20 protein-coding genes and 1 pseudogene are annotated in these 18,683 nt (G+C 71.6%); 13 read left to right on the forward strand and 8 right to left on the reverse strand.

Features of this window, described 5'->3' with window-relative positions; all coding sequences use genetic code 11:
- Positions 1–83: 83 nt before the first annotated feature.
- Complete coding sequence (locus AB0M56_RS36345; protein ID WP_364184818.1) at positions 84–776, forward strand: TetR/AcrR family transcriptional regulator; 693 nt, start codon at positions 84–86, stop codon at positions 774–776.
- A gap of 42 nt (positions 777–818) precedes the next feature.
- Here AB0M56_RS36345 and AB0M56_RS36350 read toward each other — a convergent pair whose 3' ends face one another.
- The 3 genes from AB0M56_RS36350 to AB0M56_RS36360 all read right to left on the reverse strand — a co-directional run bounded on the left by AB0M56_RS36350 (position 819) and on the right by AB0M56_RS36360 (position 3,863).
- On the reverse strand, positions 819–1,619 hold the full coding sequence (locus tag AB0M56_RS36350; protein WP_364184820.1) for an alpha/beta hydrolase: 801 nt from the start codon (positions 1,617–1,619) through the stop codon (positions 819–821).
- A 90-nt stretch (positions 1,620–1,709) separates the two neighbouring features.
- Positions 1,710–2,858, reverse strand: a complete 1,149-nt coding sequence (locus AB0M56_RS36355; RefSeq protein ID WP_364184822.1) for an acyl-CoA dehydrogenase family protein — start codon at positions 2,856–2,858, stop codon at positions 1,710–1,712.
- 258 nt (positions 2,859–3,116) lie between these two features.
- Positions 3,117–3,863, reverse strand: a complete 747-nt coding sequence (locus AB0M56_RS36360; protein WP_364184824.1) for a transglycosylase family protein — start codon at positions 3,861–3,863, stop codon at positions 3,117–3,119.
- A 474-nt stretch (positions 3,864–4,337) separates the two neighbouring features.
- On the opposite strand from AB0M56_RS36360, the pseudogene AB0M56_RS36365 reads away from it, so the two are divergent.
- Positions 4,338–4,757 (forward strand): annotated as a pseudogene (locus AB0M56_RS36365) (nitroreductase family protein); the annotation flags it as partial.
- A 158-nt stretch (positions 4,758–4,915) separates the two neighbouring features.
- Here the strand turns inward: AB0M56_RS36365 and AB0M56_RS36370 are convergent.
- Positions 4,916–5,644 (reverse strand): SDR family oxidoreductase, encoded by a 729-nt coding sequence (locus tag AB0M56_RS36370; RefSeq protein WP_364184826.1) that lies wholly within the window; start codon positions 5,642–5,644, stop codon positions 4,916–4,918.
- A 79-nt stretch (positions 5,645–5,723) separates the two neighbouring features.
- Between AB0M56_RS36370 and AB0M56_RS36375 the strand changes: the two genes are divergently transcribed.
- The 5 genes from AB0M56_RS36375 to AB0M56_RS36395 all read left to right on the forward strand — a co-directional run bounded on the left by AB0M56_RS36375 (position 5,724) and on the right by AB0M56_RS36395 (position 10,758).
- Positions 5,724–6,422, forward strand: a complete 699-nt coding sequence (locus AB0M56_RS36375) for a helix-turn-helix domain-containing protein (RefSeq protein WP_364184828.1) — start codon at positions 5,724–5,726, stop codon at positions 6,420–6,422.
- 142 nt (positions 6,423–6,564) lie between these two features.
- Entirely contained in the window at positions 6,565–8,058 is a 1,494-nt protein-coding gene (locus AB0M56_RS36380; protein WP_364184829.1) for a glycosyltransferase family 39 protein, read from the forward strand.
- A 138-nt stretch (positions 8,059–8,196) separates the two neighbouring features.
- A complete protein-coding gene (locus AB0M56_RS36385; RefSeq protein WP_364184831.1) occupies positions 8,197–8,823 on the forward strand; it encodes a DedA family protein in 627 nt (208 codons plus the stop codon).
- Between the two features lie 31 nt (positions 8,824–8,854).
- Positions 8,855–9,691: an undecaprenyl-diphosphate phosphatase gene (locus AB0M56_RS36390; RefSeq protein WP_364184833.1), complete on the forward strand. Its 837-nt coding sequence runs from the start codon at positions 8,855–8,857 to the stop codon at positions 9,689–9,691.
- Positions 9,692–10,401: 710 nt separating this feature from the next.
- Positions 10,402–10,758, forward strand: coding sequence for a polysaccharide deacetylase family protein (locus AB0M56_RS36395; RefSeq protein WP_364184835.1), 357 nt, complete (start codon positions 10,402–10,404; stop codon positions 10,756–10,758).
- 235 nt (positions 10,759–10,993) lie between these two features.
- Here the strand turns inward: AB0M56_RS36395 and AB0M56_RS36400 are convergent, their stop codons facing one another.
- Genes AB0M56_RS36400 through AB0M56_RS36410 form a run of 3 tightly spaced genes read right to left on the reverse strand, consistent with a single transcriptional unit; the run spans position 10,994 to position 12,536 of the window.
- Positions 10,994–12,001 carry a M56 family metallopeptidase gene (locus AB0M56_RS36400; RefSeq protein WP_364184837.1) on the reverse strand — a complete coding sequence of 336 codons (1,008 nt, stop codon included), beginning with the start codon at positions 11,999–12,001 and terminating at the stop codon, positions 10,994–10,996.
- Positions 12,002–12,005: 4 nt separating this feature from the next.
- Entirely contained in the window at positions 12,006–12,365 is a 360-nt protein-coding gene (locus AB0M56_RS36405) for a BlaI/MecI/CopY family transcriptional regulator (RefSeq protein WP_364184839.1), read from the reverse strand.
- A 27-nt stretch (positions 12,366–12,392) separates the two neighbouring features.
- Positions 12,393–12,536 carry a hypothetical protein gene (locus AB0M56_RS36410; protein WP_364184841.1) on the reverse strand — a complete coding sequence of 48 codons (144 nt, stop codon included), beginning with the start codon at positions 12,534–12,536 and terminating at the stop codon, positions 12,393–12,395.
- A 160-nt stretch (positions 12,537–12,696) separates the two neighbouring features.
- Here AB0M56_RS36410 and AB0M56_RS36415 point away from each other — a divergent pair, with 160 nt between their 5' ends.
- The 4 genes from AB0M56_RS36415 to AB0M56_RS36430 all read left to right on the forward strand — a co-directional run bounded on the left by AB0M56_RS36415 (position 12,697) and on the right by AB0M56_RS36430 (position 14,940).
- Positions 12,697–13,206: a hypothetical protein gene (locus AB0M56_RS36415; RefSeq protein ID WP_364184843.1), complete on the forward strand. Its 510-nt coding sequence runs from the start codon at positions 12,697–12,699 to the stop codon at positions 13,204–13,206.
- A 52-nt stretch (positions 13,207–13,258) separates the two neighbouring features.
- Entirely contained in the window at positions 13,259–13,420 is a 162-nt protein-coding gene (locus tag AB0M56_RS36420; protein ID WP_364184845.1) for a hypothetical protein, read from the forward strand.
- Between the two features lie 29 nt (positions 13,421–13,449).
- A complete protein-coding gene (locus AB0M56_RS36425) occupies positions 13,450–14,352 on the forward strand; it encodes an LLM class flavin-dependent oxidoreductase (protein ID WP_364184847.1) in 903 nt (300 codons plus the stop codon).
- A 171-nt stretch (positions 14,353–14,523) separates the two neighbouring features.
- Positions 14,524–14,940: a beta-ketoacyl synthase N-terminal-like domain-containing protein gene (locus tag AB0M56_RS36430; protein ID WP_364184869.1), complete on the forward strand. Its 417-nt coding sequence runs from the start codon at positions 14,524–14,526 to the stop codon at positions 14,938–14,940.
- 645 nt (positions 14,941–15,585) lie between these two features.
- On the opposite strand, the gene AB0M56_RS36435 is transcribed toward AB0M56_RS36430, so the two are convergent.
- The gene (locus AB0M56_RS36435) at positions 15,586–15,846 is read right to left on the reverse strand and encodes a hypothetical protein (protein WP_364184849.1); all 261 of its coding nucleotides are present in this window, start codon (positions 15,844–15,846) and stop codon (positions 15,586–15,588) included.
- Positions 15,847–15,971: 125 nt separating this feature from the next.
- On the opposite strand from AB0M56_RS36435, the gene AB0M56_RS36440 reads away from it, so the two are divergent.
- Positions 15,972–16,820: an NTP transferase domain-containing protein gene (locus AB0M56_RS36440; RefSeq protein WP_364184851.1), complete on the forward strand. Its 849-nt coding sequence runs from the start codon at positions 15,972–15,974 to the stop codon at positions 16,818–16,820.
- A 38-nt stretch (positions 16,821–16,858) separates the two neighbouring features.
- Positions 16,859–18,661, forward strand: a complete 1,803-nt coding sequence (locus AB0M56_RS36445; protein WP_364184852.1) for an aldehyde ferredoxin oxidoreductase C-terminal domain-containing protein — start codon at positions 16,859–16,861, stop codon at positions 18,659–18,661.
- Positions 18,662–18,683 lie beyond the last annotated feature (22 nt).

An 18,683-nucleotide genomic window follows, 5' to 3' on the forward strand; every position in this document is an offset into this window, starting at 1 on the left:
TCGTTTGGTAGATTGATGGTTTCGAAAGGTCCGCTCGTGCCCAGTGCGCCCGGCGGCGAAGCTCACGAATGAGGGTGGTCCGGGTGCGGCAGCCGGCGGGCAGGGCGGAGCGGCGCGGCGGTGGTTCGCGCAAACCCCGTGAGGAACGGTGGGCGGAGCTGTTCGCCGTCGCCACCGAGGTCTTCTACGAAAAGGGCTACGAAGGCGCTTCGCTGCAGCACATCGCCGACCGGCTGGGGCTGCTCAAGGGGAGTCTCTACTACTACATCCACTCGAAGGAAGACCTCCTGTTCGAGGTCATGAGCGAGGTCCACCGCCAGGGTCTCGCCAACATCGTCGAACTGGCGAGCCGGCCGGGTGACCCGTTGCAGCGCCTGCGCAACGTGGTGATCGGGCACGTCGACCACATGTGCAGCAACCTCACGGGGACCACCGTGTTCCTGCACGAGATGGCGGCGCTGCCGGAGGAACGGCAGGCCGAGATCCTCGGCGGCGAGCACGCGTACCGCTCGGTGTTCCTCGACCTGGTCCAGAAGGGCAAGGCCGAAGGCCTGGTGCGCGCGGACATCGACCCCAAGCTGGCGAGCCTGTCGATCCTGGGGTCGGTGAACTGGGTGTACCGCTGGTTCCGGCCCGGGGGCGAGTTCACGCCGAAGCAGATCGGTGAGCACTTCGCGGACCTGATCGTCCACAGTCTCGCGGCCGACGGCGTGCTGTCGGCCGAAAAGCCCGCCAAACCCAAGCGGGGCAAGGAAACCACGGCGTCGGACAGCTGACTCGCCGCGAGCCGGGTGGTCCCGGCCCGCAGCGGGTGAGGGTCAGGCGTCGAGGAATTTCCGCAGCACGGCGTCGAACTGCTCGGGCTGCTCCAGGAACGGGCAGTGCGCGGCCTTCCCGATGATCTCCAGCCGGGATCCGGCGATGTGCTCGTGCAGGTAGGGCGCGTTGCCCGCCGGCACCGCGACGTCGTCCGCGCCCGTGATGACCAGCGTCGGGACCTTGATGAGCTCCAGCACGTCGCGGTAGTCCTGGATGATGAAGCCCCACGACGCCAGCGCCATCGCCGCCTGATCGCAGCGGCGCATCTCGGCCAGCGTGGCTTCACGGTCCTCAGGTGAAAGCGGGGCGGCGAAGAACGCCGGCAGCAGGCTTTCCGCGGCGGCGCCGAAGTCGCTGCCGACGAGCCCGACCCAGCCCAGCAGGCCTTCGAGGTCGGCGAAACCCAGGTCCCAGCCCTCGGACTTCAGCAGCTTCGGGCTCGCGCCGACCAACGTCAGCGTGCGCAGGCGGTCGGTGCCGAACAGTTCGACGTACTGCAGGGCCGTGGAGCCGCCGCCGGACCAGGCCACCAGGTGCACCGGCGCGTCGCCCGTCCACGCCACGACCTCGGCGAGATCCGCCGCGAGCCGTGCGGTCCGCTGGCCGCGGGTGGTCTTGTCCGACTCGCCCTGCCCGCGCGGGTCGTAGGACACGACCCGGAACGAGGCGGTGAGTGTCTCGAACTGCTTGCGGAACCACCACGTGGAGACGCCCCAGCCGGGCAGGAGCAGCAGGGTGGGGCCGGCTCCTTCGTCCCGGACGTGCAGCCGGGTGCCGTCGCGCATCGTCAGGTCGGGCATCGTTGCCTCACTCGAATCTACCGGTCGTTTGGTGGCCGAGCTTAGCAGTGGCGCGGGCCACATCCAAGACGGACGCGTCGCCCGCTCGGGTCAGAAGCCCAGCGAGCGGCCGATGATCTCTTTCATGACTTCGGTGGTGCCCGCGTAGATGGTCTGGATCCGGCTGTCGGTCCAGGCCCGGGCGATGGGGTACTCGGCCATGTAGCCGTAGCCGCCGTGCAGCTGCACTCCGCGGTCGACGACGCGCTGGCACAGCTCGGTGGTCCACCACTTCGCCTGTGCCGCCTCGACGGCGTCCAGCTCGTCGCGGCTGTGGGCGAGCAGCAGCCGGTCGACGTAGGACTGGGCGATCTCGGTCTCGGTTTTCATCTCGGCCAGCACGAACCGGTTGTGCTGGAACGAACCGATCGGGCTGCCGAACGCCTCGCGGCTCTTCGCGTACTCCACGCACAGCTCGTAGGCCCGGCGAGCCTGCGCGGTGGCCTGCACGGCGACGGCGAGGCGCTCCTGGCTGAGGTGGTTCATCATCAGGTAGAAGCCGCGGCCCTCGTCTCCGAGGAGATTGGCCGCCGGTACGCGGACGTCGTCGAAGAACAGTTCGGCGGTGTCGGCGGCGTGCTGCCCGACTTTGGCCAGCTTCGCGCCGCGGCGGAACCCCGCGCGGTCGGCCTCGACGACCAGCAGCGAGATCCCCTTGCGGCCCGCCGCGGGGTCGGTTTTCACCGCGGTGATGACGAGGTCGGCGTTGAGGGCGTTGGTGATGAAGGTCTTGGCGCCGTTGACGACGTAGTGCTCGCCGTCGCGCACGGCGCGCGTGGTGATTGCCGCGACGTCGGAACCCGCGCCAGGTTCGGTCATCGCCAGCGCGAGGATGGCCTCGCCGGCGACCACGCCGGGCAGCCAGCGGGCGGCCTGCTCGGCCGTGCAGTGGTCCACGAGGTAGGGCAACGCGATGTCCGCCTGCAGCGACAACCCGAGGCCCGCGCCCAACACGTCCGCGGCGGCCAGCTCCTCGTTGAGGATGGCGTTGAAGCGGAAGTCCGCGCTGCCGCCTCCGCCGTGCTCCTCGGGCGCGGAGATCCCGAGCAGCCCGACTTTCCCGGCGGCGCGGAACAGCTCGCGGTCGACGCGGCCGGCGGCCTCCCACCGTTCACGGTGCGGAACCACCTCGGTCGCCACGAACCGCCGGACGCTGTCCCGGTACGCCTCGTGTTCGGCGTCGTACACCGCGCGCTGCACCGCCCCACCCCGCTTCTGTCGGCTGGGGCGAAACTACCTGACGTCTGTTTGGTGAGCAAAGGCGGCGGATGGTGCCTGCCGGCGGGGACGAGCGGGGTAGACGGGCCGGTGTTCCCACAACGAGAGCCCGCCAACCCCGCGCGCCTTCCGCCGCGAACTCGCCGAAGGTGCCCGAGCGCACCGCGGCGGGGGATCCGCGGTGGCTCGCCGTCCGCGTCCGCGGCGCCCGGGGGAAAGCGGCGCGGACGCGGACGAGGGTCACTTCGTGGCGATCTTCTGTCCGACCAGGATCAGGTCGGCATCGGGGACGTACGCCGAGTTCAGCTGCTGCAGGTGCTGCCAGCCACCGGCGACGCCGGTGCGCGCGGCGATGCCCGACAGGGTGTCGCCCGCGACGACGGTGTAGTCGCCGTTGGGGTTCGACCGCGTCGCACCGGCCGCGGGCGTGCTCTTGACCTGTGGCTTGACCTGCGGCTTGACCTGCTGCTTGACCTGCGGCTTCGCCTTGGCCTTGAGCTTGGTCTTCGCCTCGGGCTTGGCCGCCTTGGCCTTGCTGTGGCCGGTGGCGGCGCCGCTGTTGGCGGACCCGGTGCTCAGCTGGCCCGAGAACGAGCCGAAGCCGGCCGGGCCGGAGCCCGTTTTGCACTCCCACGGCGCCGAACCCGACCTGGCGTAGATCCGGTCCGCGACGACCTGCTGCTGGGCGGGGGACGCCTTGTCCGCGGTCGGGGCGAACTGGCCGCCACCGTTGGCGAGCCAGGTCTTGGTCACGATCTGGAACAGACCGGCCGGGCGTCCGGCGCGCTGGCCGGCCGCGGTGTTGTTGACCGCGGTCGGGTTGCCGGAGCTCTCGCACTTGACCAGTCCGGCCTGCCCGGGGAAGGCGTTGGCCGTGCCGGCGCCGACGAGGCCGATGCCGCCGAGCGCGGCGCTCGCGAGAGCCGCGGTCGCGCCGGTGCGTTTCAGGACGGTTTTGGTGTGGCTGGGTTTGCTGTGTCGCCCCACGGGGGTGGGCTCCTTCGTTTTCACACCGCGCGCCGGGCTCCGCGGCCAGGGGAGGGCCGCGTCTGCCGGAGTCTCGCGGTGGCTTCCGGCCGCTGATCCTCGGGGGTGGATCGCAGGTCACCGCGAAAGCACGAGCAGGTTAAGAACAAGCAACGACATGTGTACAGAGTCCGTGGGAAGCGACACAGATCAACTGGCGGCGTAGTGATCGTGCGACGGTGTGTCATGTCAAATCGGTGTCAGTCGGTGAGTAGATCTTGGCTCAGTGCAAGCAAAATCCACTTGTGCGGATGTCGATTCGGCATGAAACCGGTTGCGGAGAAAAATTTCCCACTTGCCGTGTGGTTCGCCAAGCGGCACTAGTTTTCGCGGCTGGAGTATCACGTTCGACTGTTCGCGAAACCCCAGCGGGCACGGTGGATCTTGCGCCATGCTGATCACATGGAGTTCTCCGAGGTTCTGCGCCACCGGCGGATGGTCCGGGCCTACCGGCCCGACCCCGTACCCGAAGACGTCCAGCGCCGCGTGGTGCGGGTGGTTCGCCGCGCGCCGAGTGCCGGTTTCAGCCAGGGGCACCGGCTCGCGGTGATCACCGCGCCCGACGTCCGCGCCCGCATTGCCGAGATCGCCGAGCAGCCGTATCTCGACCTCGGCCTTCCGGCGTGGATCTCGGAGGCGCCCGTGCTCATCGCCGTCGGGATCCGCGAGGCGTCGTACCACGAGCGCTACCAGGAATCCGACAAAACCGACGAGGAAGGTGCGGAAGGCGAGTGGACCGTTCCGTACTGGTGGTTCGACAGCGGCGCGCTGCTGTCCCTGCTGCAGCTCGCCGCCACCGATGAGGGTCTCGCGACGGGGTTCTTCGGCCCCGGTGAGCGCTCCCAGTTCGAGGCCGTCCACGCGCTCACCGGGTTCGCCGAAGACGTGGCGCTGACGGGTGTTCTCACGCTCGGGTTACTCGGCCGAAGACCCCGACGCGCCGCCGAGCGGCAGTGCTGGAAAGCGCCGGAAGCTGCCGCTGGACGAGCTGATCACCTGGCTCGGCTGAGCCGTCAGGCCAGGTTCAGGCCACCGTCGACGGTCAGTACGGCGCCGGTCGTGTACGGGCTGTTCAGCAGGCTCAGCACGGCGGCCGCCGCGTCTTCGGGCGCGCCCAGCCGGCCCAGCGGCGCCCGCTCGCCGACGGTGTCGCGCAGGTCCGTCCAGTCGTGGGTGAGCGGGGTGTCGATGTAGCCGGGGGCGATCGCGTTGACGCGGATCTCGGGCGCCAGCGCGACCGCGAGCAGCTTGGTCAGGTGGATCAGGCCGGCTTTGCTGACCGCGTACGGGATCGAGCTGCCGCTCACGGTGAGCCCGGCCACCGACGCCACGTTGACGATCGTGCCGCGGGTGGCTCGCAACGCGGGCGCGGCGGCGCGCGAGAGGTGCCAGGGACCGAGCAGGTTGACGCCGAGGACCTGGTCCCACCATTCGTCCGGCACGGCGTCGAGGTCCCGGTGCGGGATCTGCCGCGCGATGCCGGCGTTGTTCACGACCACGTCGAGCCGGCCCCACCGCTCGACGGCCGCGGCCACCAGCTCCGGAGCCACCCCGGGGTCGGAGATGTCGCCGTCCACGTACACGGCGTCCGGAAGCTCCGCGACGAGCGCGTCGCCCGCCTCGGGTTTGCCGAAATCGTGCACCACGACGCGGTGCCCCTGCCCGGCCAATGCGCGGCACACGGCGCCGCCGATGCCCCCGGCCGCGCCGGTCACCAGCGCCACCGGGCTTTTCGTCGTCACGTGACGGCTCCCTCCGTTCTCGTACCATTGTAATGCGCCGACTATTGACTGACTCGGTCAGTCAATTAATACTGGGCCCGTGCGAGGGAGAGTGCCGGCGCGGCCGGTGGGGGAGATCGCCGAGGCGGCGGCCCGGGTGTTCATGGCCAAGGGCTACCAGGCGGCCGGGGTGTCCGACGTGTCCGCGGCCCTCGGGCTGAGCCACGGCGCGGTCTACAACTACGCCAAGAGCAAGGAAGCGTTGCTGTACCTGGCTTTGCTGCGCCTGATCCGACCGGACGCGCTGGACACGCTGGCCACCCCGGTGCCCACGCCGACGCCGGAGGAGATCGTCGCGCTGATCGACGGCTGGGCCACTGACGGCAGCGGCCTGCCCGCGCTGGCCGCGTCCGCCGGCCGGCGGCAGCGACCCGTTGCCGACGAGCTCGGCGGGATCGTCGACGAGCTCTACGGCTTCATCGAACGCAACCGTCCCCTGCTCGCGCTCGTCGAACGATGCGCGGCCGACCTCCCTGAGCTCGCGCAGTACTACTTCGTGCAACGGCGCCGCGGCATGCTCGACACCCTCGCCGACTACCTCACCCGGCGGATCCGCTCCGGCGCGCTGAGCGCCGTCCCCGACGTGCCGGCCGCGGCGCGCTTCATCGTCGAGACCATCGCGTGGTTCGCCTGGCACCGCCTCGGCGACCCCGACTCCGCCCGCCTCGACGACGACGCCTGCCGGGCCACGGTCCGCCATCTGGTGCTGGCCGCGTTCGTACCCCGTCCCTCGCCCTGACGTGAAGGTCGAGATGTCCTTCGCGGCAAAGGAAAGTCCGCGAGGGACAAATCGCCCGTCCACGCCTGCCGTGCCACGGTCGGCCACCTCGTGCCGGCCGCGTTCGTGCCCCGTCCCCGTCCTGACCGGAAGGCGAGAAGCCATGCATGACACGGGAAAGCTCGAAACCGACAGGCCGCCCGCCCGAGCCGAGCGGCTGGCGTGGCGCCCGGTGCTGGCGGTGGTCGTGGTGGCCGGAGTTGTGCACCTGGCGGTGGCGGCCCGCTTCGGCTGGCACCGCGACGAGTTCTACTACGTGGTCTCCGGCCGGCACCTCGCCTGGGGCTACCCCGACCAGCCGCCGCTGACGCCGTTGCTGGCGCGGCTGGCCGCCGACCTGCCGGGTGGTGTCCTGCCCCTGCGGGTGCTCGCGATCGCCGCGCAGCTGGGCTGCGTCCTGCTGGCCGCCAAGCTCGCGGCGGAGTTCGGCGGCCGCGCTCGTGCCCAGACCATCACGGCCGCGGCGATCGCGGCGTGTCCCGTGTTCGTCGCAGGCTCGATGTTGTTCGGTACCACGGTGACGGACCAGCTGGCCTGGGCCGCGGTGTTCGTCACGGTGGCGAGGGCGCTGCGGTCGGGCACCGTCCGCGCGTGGCTCGTGGCCGGCGCGGTGGCCGGGGTCGGGCTGGAGAACAAGTACACCGTCGGGGTGCTGCTGCTCGGTGTTGTCGTCGGGTTGGCCCTCTTCCGGCGCACTGTGCTGCGGGCCCCCGGGCCGTGGCTGGCCGGTGCGCTGGCCGCGGTGCTGGTCGCGCCCAACGTGGTGTGGAACGCGCAGCACAGCTGGGCGCAGTTCCGCATGGCCGGCGTGCTCTCGGCCGAGCAGGGCGGGCCGCTCGGGGCCCTGTCGAACGTGCCGCTGCTGCTGCTGGTACTCGCCGGCCCGCCGCTGATCGCCATGTGGATCTTCGGGGTGCGGTGGCTGGCCGGGAACCGTGATCACCGGTGGGTGCTCGTCGTCGCGGTGACCGCCGTGGTCGTCTTCACCGCGGGCGGCGGCAAGAGCTACTACGCGGCGCCGGCCTTGATCGGCCTGTTCGCCGCCGGCGGGGTGTGGGCCGAAACCCGGTACGCGGCCACCCCGCGACGATGGCGGATCGCGATCGCGCTCTCGGGGGTGTTCGCGGTGCTGATCGGACTGCCCGTGTTGCCGGTGAGCGCGGAACGTGTGTTCGCCTCGGTCAACCCGCAGCTGGTGGAGACCTACGGCTGGCCCGATTTCGTCCGTCAGGTCACAGCCGTCGCCGACACCCTGCCGCGCGGCTCCAGCGTCTTCACCAGCAACTACGGCGAAGCCGGCGCCCTGACGCTCCTCGGACCTGACGCGGGCCTGCGTCTGCCGGTTTCCAGTGCGCACAACGGTTACCTCCTGTGGGGCCCGCCCGCGGGCACCCCGGACTCCGTGCTGTGCGTGGGGGAGCGGGGCCCGGACTACCTGCGCCGCTTCTGGTCCGACGTTCGCGAGATCGCGCCCATCACCACCCCGGGCGGCGTCGCGAACGAAGAAACCACGAACCACGCGGCGATCTACCTGTGCCGCCAACCCCATGGCACCTGGGCGCAGCTGTGGCCGCCGGGACTCAGCCATCTCGACTGAGCGCCTCAGCGGCCGCAGCCGGGCGCGCAGGCCGAGCCTCACTCCGGGATGGGGGCTGATCGCCGTTGAAACGACAGTGGTGTAGAAATACTACATCGTTGTCGAAGATCTGGGCTCCCGGGGAAGGCGGTCGGCTGCATGAATCCGTTGAGCGCCACGTCGTGGCTCTCGAGCCTCGGCACGGCGGGGGTGTTCCTCGTCCTGTTCGCCGAAACCGGCCTGCTGATCGGGTTCTTCCTGCCCGGTGACTCGTTGCTGTTCACGGCCGGGCTGTTCTGCACCACCAGCGCCACGGCGGCCGTCCACCTGTCGCTGCCGCTGGTGCTGGTGGCCGCGGTCGCCGGGGCCCTGCTGGGTGCGCAGGCCGGGTTCGTGCTCGGCCGCCGCGGGGGCCGGGCGCTCTTGGCGCGCACGGGTAACGCGCACCTGCATCGCGGGATGAGGAGGGCCGAGGAGCTGTTCACGCGTTACGGTCACGCGAGGGCGATCGTCCTCGCCCGGTTCATCCCGGTCGTGCGCACGGTGCTCAATCCGCTCGCGGGCGTTCTCGACGTGCCCGCGCGGACGTTCACGCTGTGGCAGGCCCTCGGCGGGCTGTTGTGGTCGGTCGGCGTCACGGTCGCCGGGTACCTTCTCGGGGCGAGCATCCCGGGGATCGACCAGTACCTGCTGCCGATCATCGCGCTCGTGGTGATCGTTTCGCTGATCCCGCTGGCGCTCGAAGTTCTCCGGAGCAGCAAGCAGAGCCGCGGCGGCGGGTCCTGATGTTCTCGTTGCATGGCAAAGGAAAAGTGAAGTGAGCGCGATCGACCTCGGCCAGTCCGTGATCCTCGGGATCGTGGAAGGCCTGACCGAATTCCTGCCCGTGTCCTCCACGGGCCACCTGAAGATCGCCGAGGGGCTGCTCGGCATTCCGGTCGACGACCCGTCGGTGGTGGGGTTCACCGCGGTGATCCAGGTCGGTGCCATCGCCGCGGTGTTGGTGTATTTCTTCCGCGACATCGTGCGGTTCACGGCGGCGTGGGGCCGCGGGCTGGTCAACACGGAGGCGCGCCGGGAGCACGACTACAAGTTCGCGTGGTGGGTCATCCTCGCCACGATCCCGATCGTGGTCGCGGGGTTGTTGTTCCAGTCGCTGGTGAAGGGACCGCTCGCGTCGTTGTGGGTGGTCGCGATCTCGCTCATCGCCGGAAGCGCGATCATGTGGGCGGCGGACCGGTTCGGGACTGGCAAACGCGGTGAGGCCGAGTCGACGTTCGCCGACGCGATGCTGGTCGGCTCGTCGCAGATCCTCGCGCTGCTGTTCCCCGGGTTCTCCCGTTCCGGCGCCACGATCTCGACTGGGCTCCTGCGCGGCCTGGACCGGGTCGCCGCCACGCGGTTGTCGTTCTTCCTGTCGATCCCGGCACTGACCGGCGCCGGCCTCTACGAGCTGAAAGACGCCCTCGGCGGCGGCCTCGACGTGCTGCCGCTCCTGGTCGGGACGGTCGTGTCGTTCGTCGTGGCCTACGCCTCGATCGCCTGGCTGCTGAAGTTCGTCGCGGCGCACACGTTCACTGCGTTCGTGATCTACCGGGTCGTCGTGGGGGTCGCGCTGCTGGCCGCGCTGGCCTCGGGCGTGCTGTCGGCCTGAGCCCGCGCCGGGCCGGCGCGGGGTCAAAAGCGCGGAACCGGCGGGCCTGGTGGGGTATCTGACGGATCCCTCGGTGCACCGGCTGTGCGTGAGCGCGGGCCGACCTGACCGTGGCACCCAACGAGACGGCGGCACGGCAGGCGCGACTGGGGCGCGGGCTGCGTGCTGGTCGCGCCGCCACCGGTCGCGCCCGCGCTCCGGCCGGTCGCCGGCGCGGCAGAGCGGACGCGGCAAAGGTTCGCGCACGGCCTGCCCGCGGATCGCGCGCTGGCCCTGGTCATGGCGGGTCCTGGGGCGTCGGCGAAGTCGAGCGGACGGTGGCCCATCTGCGCGCCGACGGCTCGGCCGAGCCCGTGTTCGTCTGCGGCCGCAACGACGCGTTGCGCGACCGCCCGCGGAGCGCCGGCCTCCGGCACGCGTTCGGGTGGGTGGACACGATGGCCGACCTGATGCGCGCGTGCGACGTCGTGATCCAGCCCGCGGGCGGGCTCACGGCTGCCGAAGCCCTTGCGACGGGCTGCCCCGACCTACCGCTTCCTGCCCGGCCGCGGCCGCGCCAACGCCGTGCTGGACCAGGAGAGCGGGGTGCCGAGGGTCGGACCCCGGACGCCGGACCCCGGACGCGCCCGGCCCGGCGTTGCGTGCCGCGCTGACCGGTGCCCCCGTGCCCCCCTGCAGCCCCTGCCGTCCCTGCCGGTCGGTGTGGCCGGGTGATCCGCGCGGCTGCTCTGGGCGGCATCGCCGGCCACGCCGCTCCGGCTGCGTTGTTCTTGCCGGCCCTGCGCACCGCCGCGCTGGCGGGAGTGGGCGACCCCGGCCACGTCGCGCTCACGTTAGACGACGGGCCGTATCCTCGCTCGACGCCGCGTTTCCTCGCGCTGCCGGCGAAAGCGGGGACGCGGGCGACGTTTTTCGTGCTCGGCCGTGAGCTCGCCCGTTGCCCGGAGCTCGGGCGCGAGATCGTCGCCGCCCGGCACGAGGCCGCAGTGCACGGCTGGGACCACCGCTGGTTCCTGCGCCGTTGCCCTCAGGACTTCACGACGACCTCGCGCGCACGGCCGAGCTGATCACCGACTCACCGGCGCCCGGCCGCGCCCTATGGAGGTGTTTCGACGAGCTCCCTGGTCACCGCGCGGAAGCTGGACCTGCGGCCCGTGCTGTGGACGACCTGGGGGTTCGACTGGGCCCGCCCGTGCGACCCCGGCGTCGGTGGCCGCGACAGTCCACACGGGACTTCGCCCCGGTGGCACGATCCTGTTGCACGACTCCGACGTCGCTTCCTCGACCGTCGGTTCGTGGCGCTCAGCGCTCGGCGCACTCCCGGCGGTCCCGGCCGGCCGCGCGGATCGCGGCCTCGCGGTGGGGCCGCGGTGCGACCACGGAGCCGGAAACGCACGAGGCCAGCTGGGCGGCCTCGATGTCGGCGTGCAGCGCGATCGCGGCGTGCGCGCCGGCGCCGGCGGACCAGCCGCAACAGCCGAGCACCACGGCGACGGCCAGCCAGGTCAGCACCACGCGCAGGCGCGGCGGTGACGCGGGGGCGTCGAGCAGCGCGCGCACCCGCTGCGGCACCGGGCCGCCGCCCGCGGCGAGCGCGTACGAGCCGTGCCCGCGGTCCGCCAGCGCGGCCTTGGCCACCGCCGTCGCGACCACGCGCCGGTCGCCGACGCCGGACGCGGCGGCTTCGTCGGCCCAGCGTTCCATCGCGAACCGGGCCGCCGCCGTCAGCGGGCGAACGAGCGGGTTCACCGCCGTGGCGAGAACGCCGGCCGCGGCATAACTCGGATGACGCAACCGCAGGTGCGCCCGCTCGTGCTGCAGGAGAGCGGCCCGCTCGCCGGGTTCGAGCGCGGCGAGCATCCCGGTGGACACGGCGATGCGGCCGCCGCGCCCGGCGATGGCGAACGCCACGGGCTCCGCTCCCGGCAGGACCACTACGCCGCCTTCGCGGGAATGCTCGTCCAGCTCCGCGTGCACCCGCCGGTACCAACGCCAGTGGAGTTGGCACGCGTGCGCGGCCGCGAGCGCCGCGGCGATCAGCAATGCGCAGCAGACGATCGCCACCGGGATCGGCACGTCGGCGGTGAACGTCGCGGGAGTGAAGTCACCCAGCTCGGCGACGACGGGCACCAGCGACAGCCCGGCGAGCGCGCCCACGGCCAAAGCCCCGACGCTGCCCGCCGCGAACACCAGCGCCAGGAACGTCAGCAGCCGCGTCGCGCCCCGCGGGGACAACCGCGGCGCGAGCCAGCGGGCCACCGGCCACGACGCCACCGGGAGGACGAGCGGAACGAGCAGGCCGGCGCCCACGGTCTCACTCGCCTTTTCGGTCGTGCTGAAGGAGGTTGAGCAGCGCCTGCTCGTCGTCGGCCGACAGGTTCGACACGAACCGGGCCAGCACGCTCTCGCGGTTGGCCTCTCCGTCGAGCACCGCGCGCATCCGCCGCGCCGCCAGTCCCGGGGCGTCTTCCGCCGGGCTGTAGACGAACATGCGGCCCCGCTTCTCCCGCGTGACGACGTCCTTGTCGTAGAGCCGGGACAGGATCGTCACCACGGTGGTGTAGGCGAGCGTGTCGTCGCCGAGCCGTTGCCGCACGTCCGCCGCGGACGCCGCCCCGTGCTGCCAGAGCACGGCCAGCACCTCGGCTTCGAGCTCACCAGGTCCCCTGCGCATGGCCTGAATCTACACTGGTGTCGTAGTTCACGGTGCCGTCGGCGGCCGGAACCGGAGCGACGCGGCGAAGAAGTCACGCTGGCCGGCCTGCGGGTAGCGGGTGAGGTTGCCGGGCATCGTCGGCAGGAGCTTGTCCGGCGCGTCGGGGCGGTCGCAGGTGAAGATGACCATCGGGGAGTGGATGTCGAGCTCCCTGCCTGCCGGATGCAGGCTTGGACCATGGCGTCGGCGAGAGTGCGCAGGGTGAGGCCGGTGCCGCCGACGTAGAGGAGGTTGCCGGCGCGGTCGGTGCCGAGGCCCGGGCGCCAGGTGTACTGGAACTGAGCCGCACGTGCTCGCCGTACTTCGCGGACAGGTCGTCTGGTGCATCACGCGGGTGGACGACCAGCCCGCGGCGTTCGTCGACGACCGCGCGTTCACCGTGATCGGCATCCTCGGCGACGTCGGCCTGGACCTGGACCGCGCGCTGGACACCTCCGTCGTGCTCCCGCACACCACGACGGCCGACCGGCTGGCGGCCGGCGCGCCGACGAAGGTCCTCATCCGCACGGACCTCGGCGCGGCGAGCCTGATCGCCCGCCAGGCGCCGATCGCGTTGAGCGCCAGCGGGCACGACTCGCTGCAGGTCCTGGCGTCGCCGGACCCGGCGAGCCTGCGCGGCGGCGTCGAGCACGACATCAACGGGCTGTTCGTGGTGCTCGGGCCGGTCTCGCTGGTGGTCGGCGCGATCGGCATCGCCAATGTCACCCTGGTGAGCTTGCTGGAACGCGTTGGCGAGATCGGGCTCCGCCCCTCGCGCGCCGCCGGCACATCGCGGCGCAGTTCCTCGTGGAATCGGTGACCGTGGGCTGTTCGGCGGCCTGCTCGGCAGCAGCGCGGGGATCATCGCCACGGTGGTCGTCTCCGCGGTGAACGGCTGGACCCCGGTGCCGGACCTGTCCCTCGCCGCGGGCGCGCCGGCGACGGGCGCGTTGGTCGGGCTGCTCGCCGGACTGTACCCGGCGATGCGGGCCGCGCGCATGGAACCGGTGGAGACGCTGCGTTCGGGCACCTGAGGCGCTCGGTGGCCGTAGGATCGGTGATCATGAGGTACGCGATCGCGATTCCGCAGTACTACTCCGACGGCTCGTTCGATCCCGGTGCGTTCCGGGACTACCTGGTGCACGCGCAGGAGGCGGGCTTCCACAGCGCGTGGACGCAGGAGGCCGTGTTCGGCAGGCGCCCGCAGCTGAGCCCGATGGAGGCGATGACCTTCGCCGCCGCGTGCACCGACACCCTCCGGCTGGGCTGCACGGTGTTCGTGTCCACGCTGCACATCCCCGCGCAGCTGGCGAAGAGCACCAGCAGCCTCGACCAGCTGTCGCGGGGCCGGCTCGAGGTCGGCGTCGGCTCCGGCGGCAAGAACCGGCCGTTCCCGGCGTTCGGCATGCGGCCCGAGCGCTACCTGGCCCGGTTCACCGAAGGCGTCGAGCTCCTCAAACAGCTGTGGACACAGGACAGCGTCGACCACGACGGCGAGTTCTGGCAGCTGTCCGGCGCGACGATCACACCGCGCTCGTTCCAGAAGCCGCACCCGCCGCTGTGGTTTGGCGGCAGCGGGCCGAAGGCGCTGAGGCGCGCCCTCGACCTGGGCACGGGGTTCTTCGGCGCGGGCTCGACCCCGACTGCCGACTTCGCCGAGCAGGTGCGGTTCGTCCGGGCGCAAGGCGATCGCCCGGACTTCGAGATCGCCAAACGCGTCTACCTCGCGGTCGACGCCGACGCCGCACGCGCCCGGGAACGCGTCAACGCCGAGCTCACCGGGCTCTACGGCGGCCTCCCGCCCGCCATCGAAGCCGCCGCGATCGCCGGCACCCCGGACGACTGCGTCCGCGCCGTCCGCGAGGTCATCGACGCCGGCGCCGAGCTCATCCTGTTCACCCCGCTGTACGACCAGGCCCGGCACGCGGACGTGATCGCGAAGGAGATCATCCCGGCCTTGAGGTGACTGTCACGCCGGTGCCCTGAAACGGCTTCGACGGGTTCGGCGATGACCTCCGGTTGCCCCGCGGGAAAACGTGGCGTGAAGGGCATTCGGAGCGCCCGGTTGCCATCGCTGTCGTGACCACGCCTGGGGAAACGCCCCCTCGGCGCCGAGGCCCAGCAGGCCATCCGGCGCCTGACGGGGTTCGACCCGCGGTCGTGGCTGTCCACAGTGGCGCGCACGACCGACATCACGACGCAGATGGCCGTCGCGGCCGCCGACGAAGCCCTGGCCGCCGCAGGGCTGCTCGAGGATTCCGTGCCGGGCCCGGCCGGCGCCGATCCCGACCACGCGGCCGTCGTCCTCGGCACGGCCACCGCCGGGTTGACCACGCTGGAGACGCCGGCCGAGGTCCTGGCCCGGCTGGGCGACCGCAAGATTTCCCCTCACCTCGTGCCGATGGTGATCCCCCACGCGGGTGCCGCGGCGCCGAGCGTGCGCTACAGCGCGAGCACCATCTCCACCGCCTGCGCGGCCGCCACCGACGCCATCGCCGCGGGGCCAGGCTCGTCGCCTCGTGTGCCGCCGACGTCGTCCTCGCCGGTTGCGTGATTCCAGCATCACGCCGACGTTGACCGCGGGGTACACCAACATGCGTGCGCTGACGCCCGCCGGCTTCTCCCGTCCGTTCGATGTGGACAGAGACGGAACCGGCGCCTCGGAGGCGAGCGGCGTGCTCGAACCCCTGGAGAAAGCGCTTGCTCGCGGCGCAGTCTTGACCATTTCCTGCAACGCGACTCAGGCTCGTCGAGCGTCGGCGGCGCAGACCTGGAACACCCTTCGAGGCCCCTACTACTTCGTATTTCCCGGCGCCGACCGGTCCCGTGGCGAATACCCTCGGCAAATCGCTCTTCGACGCTTCAGTCTGACGACGGAACTGCACCCGCCGACCGGAAAGCCCGCCCGCCAGGCTCGCTCCACCTCAGACCGGCCGCGGCGGCGCCTGCAACCCCGAGAAAACCGCCGCCACAAGACGCCGCCCCTCCGTGGGGGCGCGGTGCTCGGCGCGGCGGGGGCTTCGGTGGTGGCCATACCGGTCATTCGGCCCCGCGCGGCTTCCGGATGGGCACCTGCTCGGGTGAGTTTCCGATCGGCACCCATACACTGCGGAAGCGGTGGCGAATACCTGGTGACCCGCCTGCCGAGTGCCGACGGCTTACTCGGGCGCGTCGGCCGGGAGGGATCTAACATGGCCGGTCATGCCGGGGCCTTGACGAGGACACCGCCCCCACTATCCACAGTGGAGGAACCGGTGACGCCCGAAGCGCTGCTCACGAAGGTGGCGCTCGACTCCAAACCGGCACCGGTGTCGCGTCCGGTTTCATCTCCCACGGCCGCGCCGTCGTCGGCCAGATCGCCCATGACGTCGCCGTGGTGCGCCGGCGGCGGATCGTGGAAACCGGCACCCGCTCGCGACGGCCGGTGGCGGCGGGAGCGCTGGACCGCCGTGATGCTCACCGTGTGCGGCAGCCGAGGTCGGCCCGCCTGGGCGACTCGTGACTCGACAGCCGGCGTGAGCCGCGCTCGCAGCCGGGCCGTTGTTTACTCGCCACTGTCCGTGACTCGCGGCTATCCTCCGTCAGATGCAGAGCGAGGCGGGTGTGGTCCTGGCGGGAGGGCGTTCATCCCGGATGGGTCGGCCCAAGGCGGGCTTGGAGTGGCACGGCTCGACATTGCTGTACCGGACGTGCGCGGTGCTGGGCCGGGCGATCGACGGCCCGGTGGTGGTCGTCGCGGCGGCCGGGCAGGAGCTGCCCGGTCTGCCGGCCGGGGTCGCGGTGGTCGAGGATCCGGTCGAGGGCCTCGGGCCGATGCAGGGTGTGGCGGCGGGGCTGGCAGCGGTGGCGGAGCGGGCCGAGGTCGCGTTCGTGTGCTCGACGGACCTGCCGTTGCTGCATCCCGCGTGGGTGCGGCGGGTGCTGCGCGGGCTGGCGGAGACGGGCGCGGACATGGTCATGCCGTTCGCTCGGGGATTCCGGCAGCCGCTGGCTGCCGGGTACCGGACGTCGCTGGCCGGGCTGATCACCGGGCTGATCGGAGAGGGGAACCTGCGGCCGGGGATGTTGCTCAAGCACTGCGACGTCATCCAGCTCGACGACACGCAGCTGCTCGACGACCGCAACTTGGCGCGGCTCGATCCGGAGCTGGAGTCGGCGGTCAACGTGAACACGCCGGAGGACTACGCCGAGGTGCGCGGTCGCCCGGCGCCGGAGGTGACGGTCGAGCGGTTCGGGGCGCTGGCGGGCAGGGACGGGCATCGGCCGCGCACGGGCCGGGCGGCGACGCTGGGTGCGGCGGCCGAGCTGGCCGGGCTGGCGCTGGACCGGCACGTGGTCGCCGCGGTGAACGGGGAGCAGGTCACGCGGGATCCGTGGATGCCACTCGTGACGGGCGATTCGGTGGCGTTCCTGTCGGCGGACGCCGGCGGCTGACCGCGCCACAACCGCTCGAACGGGCCTACAGTCAAAGCATGGCGCCGGGAGGCTTTTTCGGACGGGCACTGGTCGTCAACGTCGGCGACGACACGGCGACCGGCGAGACGTGCGAGCTGGACGAGCGGGTGCTGCGCGCGTACCTCGGCGGTGTCGGGCTGGGTACGTGGCTGCTGCACCGGTTCGCGCCGCCGCGGGTGGATCCGCTGGCGCCGGAAGCGCCGTTGGCGTTCGTGTTCTCGTCTCTCGTGGGCACGCCGCTCACCACCAGCGCGAAGTTCGCCGTGGTCGCCAAGTCCCCCTTGACCGGCTTGTTGACCGACGCGCTGGCGTCGAGCCAGTTCGCGATCGCCGGGAAGCTGACCGGGCACGACGCAATTGTCATCCGGGGCCGCGCGGCGCGGTTGTCGGTGCTGCTCGTCGACGGTGCCGGTGCGCGGCTCGAACCGGCGCCGGAGCTGGCCGGGTTGTCCGCGGCCGACGCCGAAACGCGGGCCCGGCAGCGGTTCGGGCGCGGCTGGCGCACGGCGGCGATCGGGCCGGCCGGGGAGCGTCAGGTCCGCTACGCGACGATCAGCCACGACGGCCGCCATGCCGGACGAGGAGGGCTCGGCGCGGTGCTGGGGGCCAAGAACATCAAGGCGGTCCTCGTGCGGTCGGCGACCAAGGTGGCGGTGGCGGACCAGGCCGGGGTGCTGGCCGCGGCGAAGGATCTGCGGCGGCGCAGTTTCGGCCCCGCGACGGCGAAGTACCGGGAACTGGGCACGCTGGCGAACCTGCTGGCGTTCAACGCGGTCAGCACGCTGCCGACCCGCAACTTCACCTCGGCCACGTTCGACGGTGCGCCGAGGCTGGCCGCCGAGGAGCTGCACGAGCTGCGCGGGGTGGCCCGCAACAGCTGCGCGTCCTGCTCGATCGGGTGCGAGCACATCTACTCCCGCAAGGGCGGCGGCAGCCAGCGGATGGAGTACGAGAACGTGTTCGCCCTCGGCCCGCTGTGCGGGGTCTCCGATCCCGACGACGTGTTCGCCGCCAGCGCGAAGTGCGACGAGCTGGGCCTGGACACGATCTCGGCCGGCGGCACCATCGCGTGGGCCATGGAATGCGTCGAGCGCGGCCTGATCGACGAACCGTGGCTGAAGTTCGGCGACGGCGCCGCCCTGCTGCGGGCACTCGACGCGATCGGTACCCGTGAGGAAGGGCTGGGCGAGCTTCTGGCCCAGGGATCCCGGCGCGCGTCCGGGATCGTCGGGCACGACTCGATCGGCTTCGCACCGCAGGTGAAGGGCCTGGAGCTGCCGGGTTACGAGCCCCGCAGCCTGCAGTCGATGGCGCTGGGCCTGGCGGTGAACGCGCGCGGCGCCGACCACAACCGGTCCGGCGCCTACGAAGCCGACCTTTCGGGCGAGGTGAACCGGTTCCGCGGCGGCGCGGCCCACGTCGGCGCGGCGATCGGCACGGAGGACCGGGCCGCGGTGATGGACTCGATGATCCTGTGCAAGTTCCTGCGCGGGGTGTTCGAGGACCCGTTCAGCGAGTGGGCCACGCTGTTGTCCCTGGTCACGGGGTGGCCGGTGGACTCAGCCGAGTTGCGTACCACGGCCGCGCGGATCGTGCGCGCGAAACGGGCGTTCAACCAGCGCGAAGGGGCAACCGCGAAGGACGACACCCTGCCGCCCCGCCTGCTGGAAACGCCGCTGGAACTGCCTTCCGGCCGCTCCGCGACGTTGACCGCTCAGCGGTTGCAGGCCATGGTCGACAGTTATTACGTTGCCCGTGGGCTCGATGAGGAAGGACGGGTGCGCGCGAGCGACTTTCCCGATCTTCTCCTCGACGCCTGACTAACGAGGGTATGTTGTATGC

This window comes from Amycolatopsis sp. NPDC051372 (genome assembly GCF_040682095.1).
Lineage (GTDB): Bacteria > Actinomycetota > Actinomycetes > Mycobacteriales > Pseudonocardiaceae > Amycolatopsis.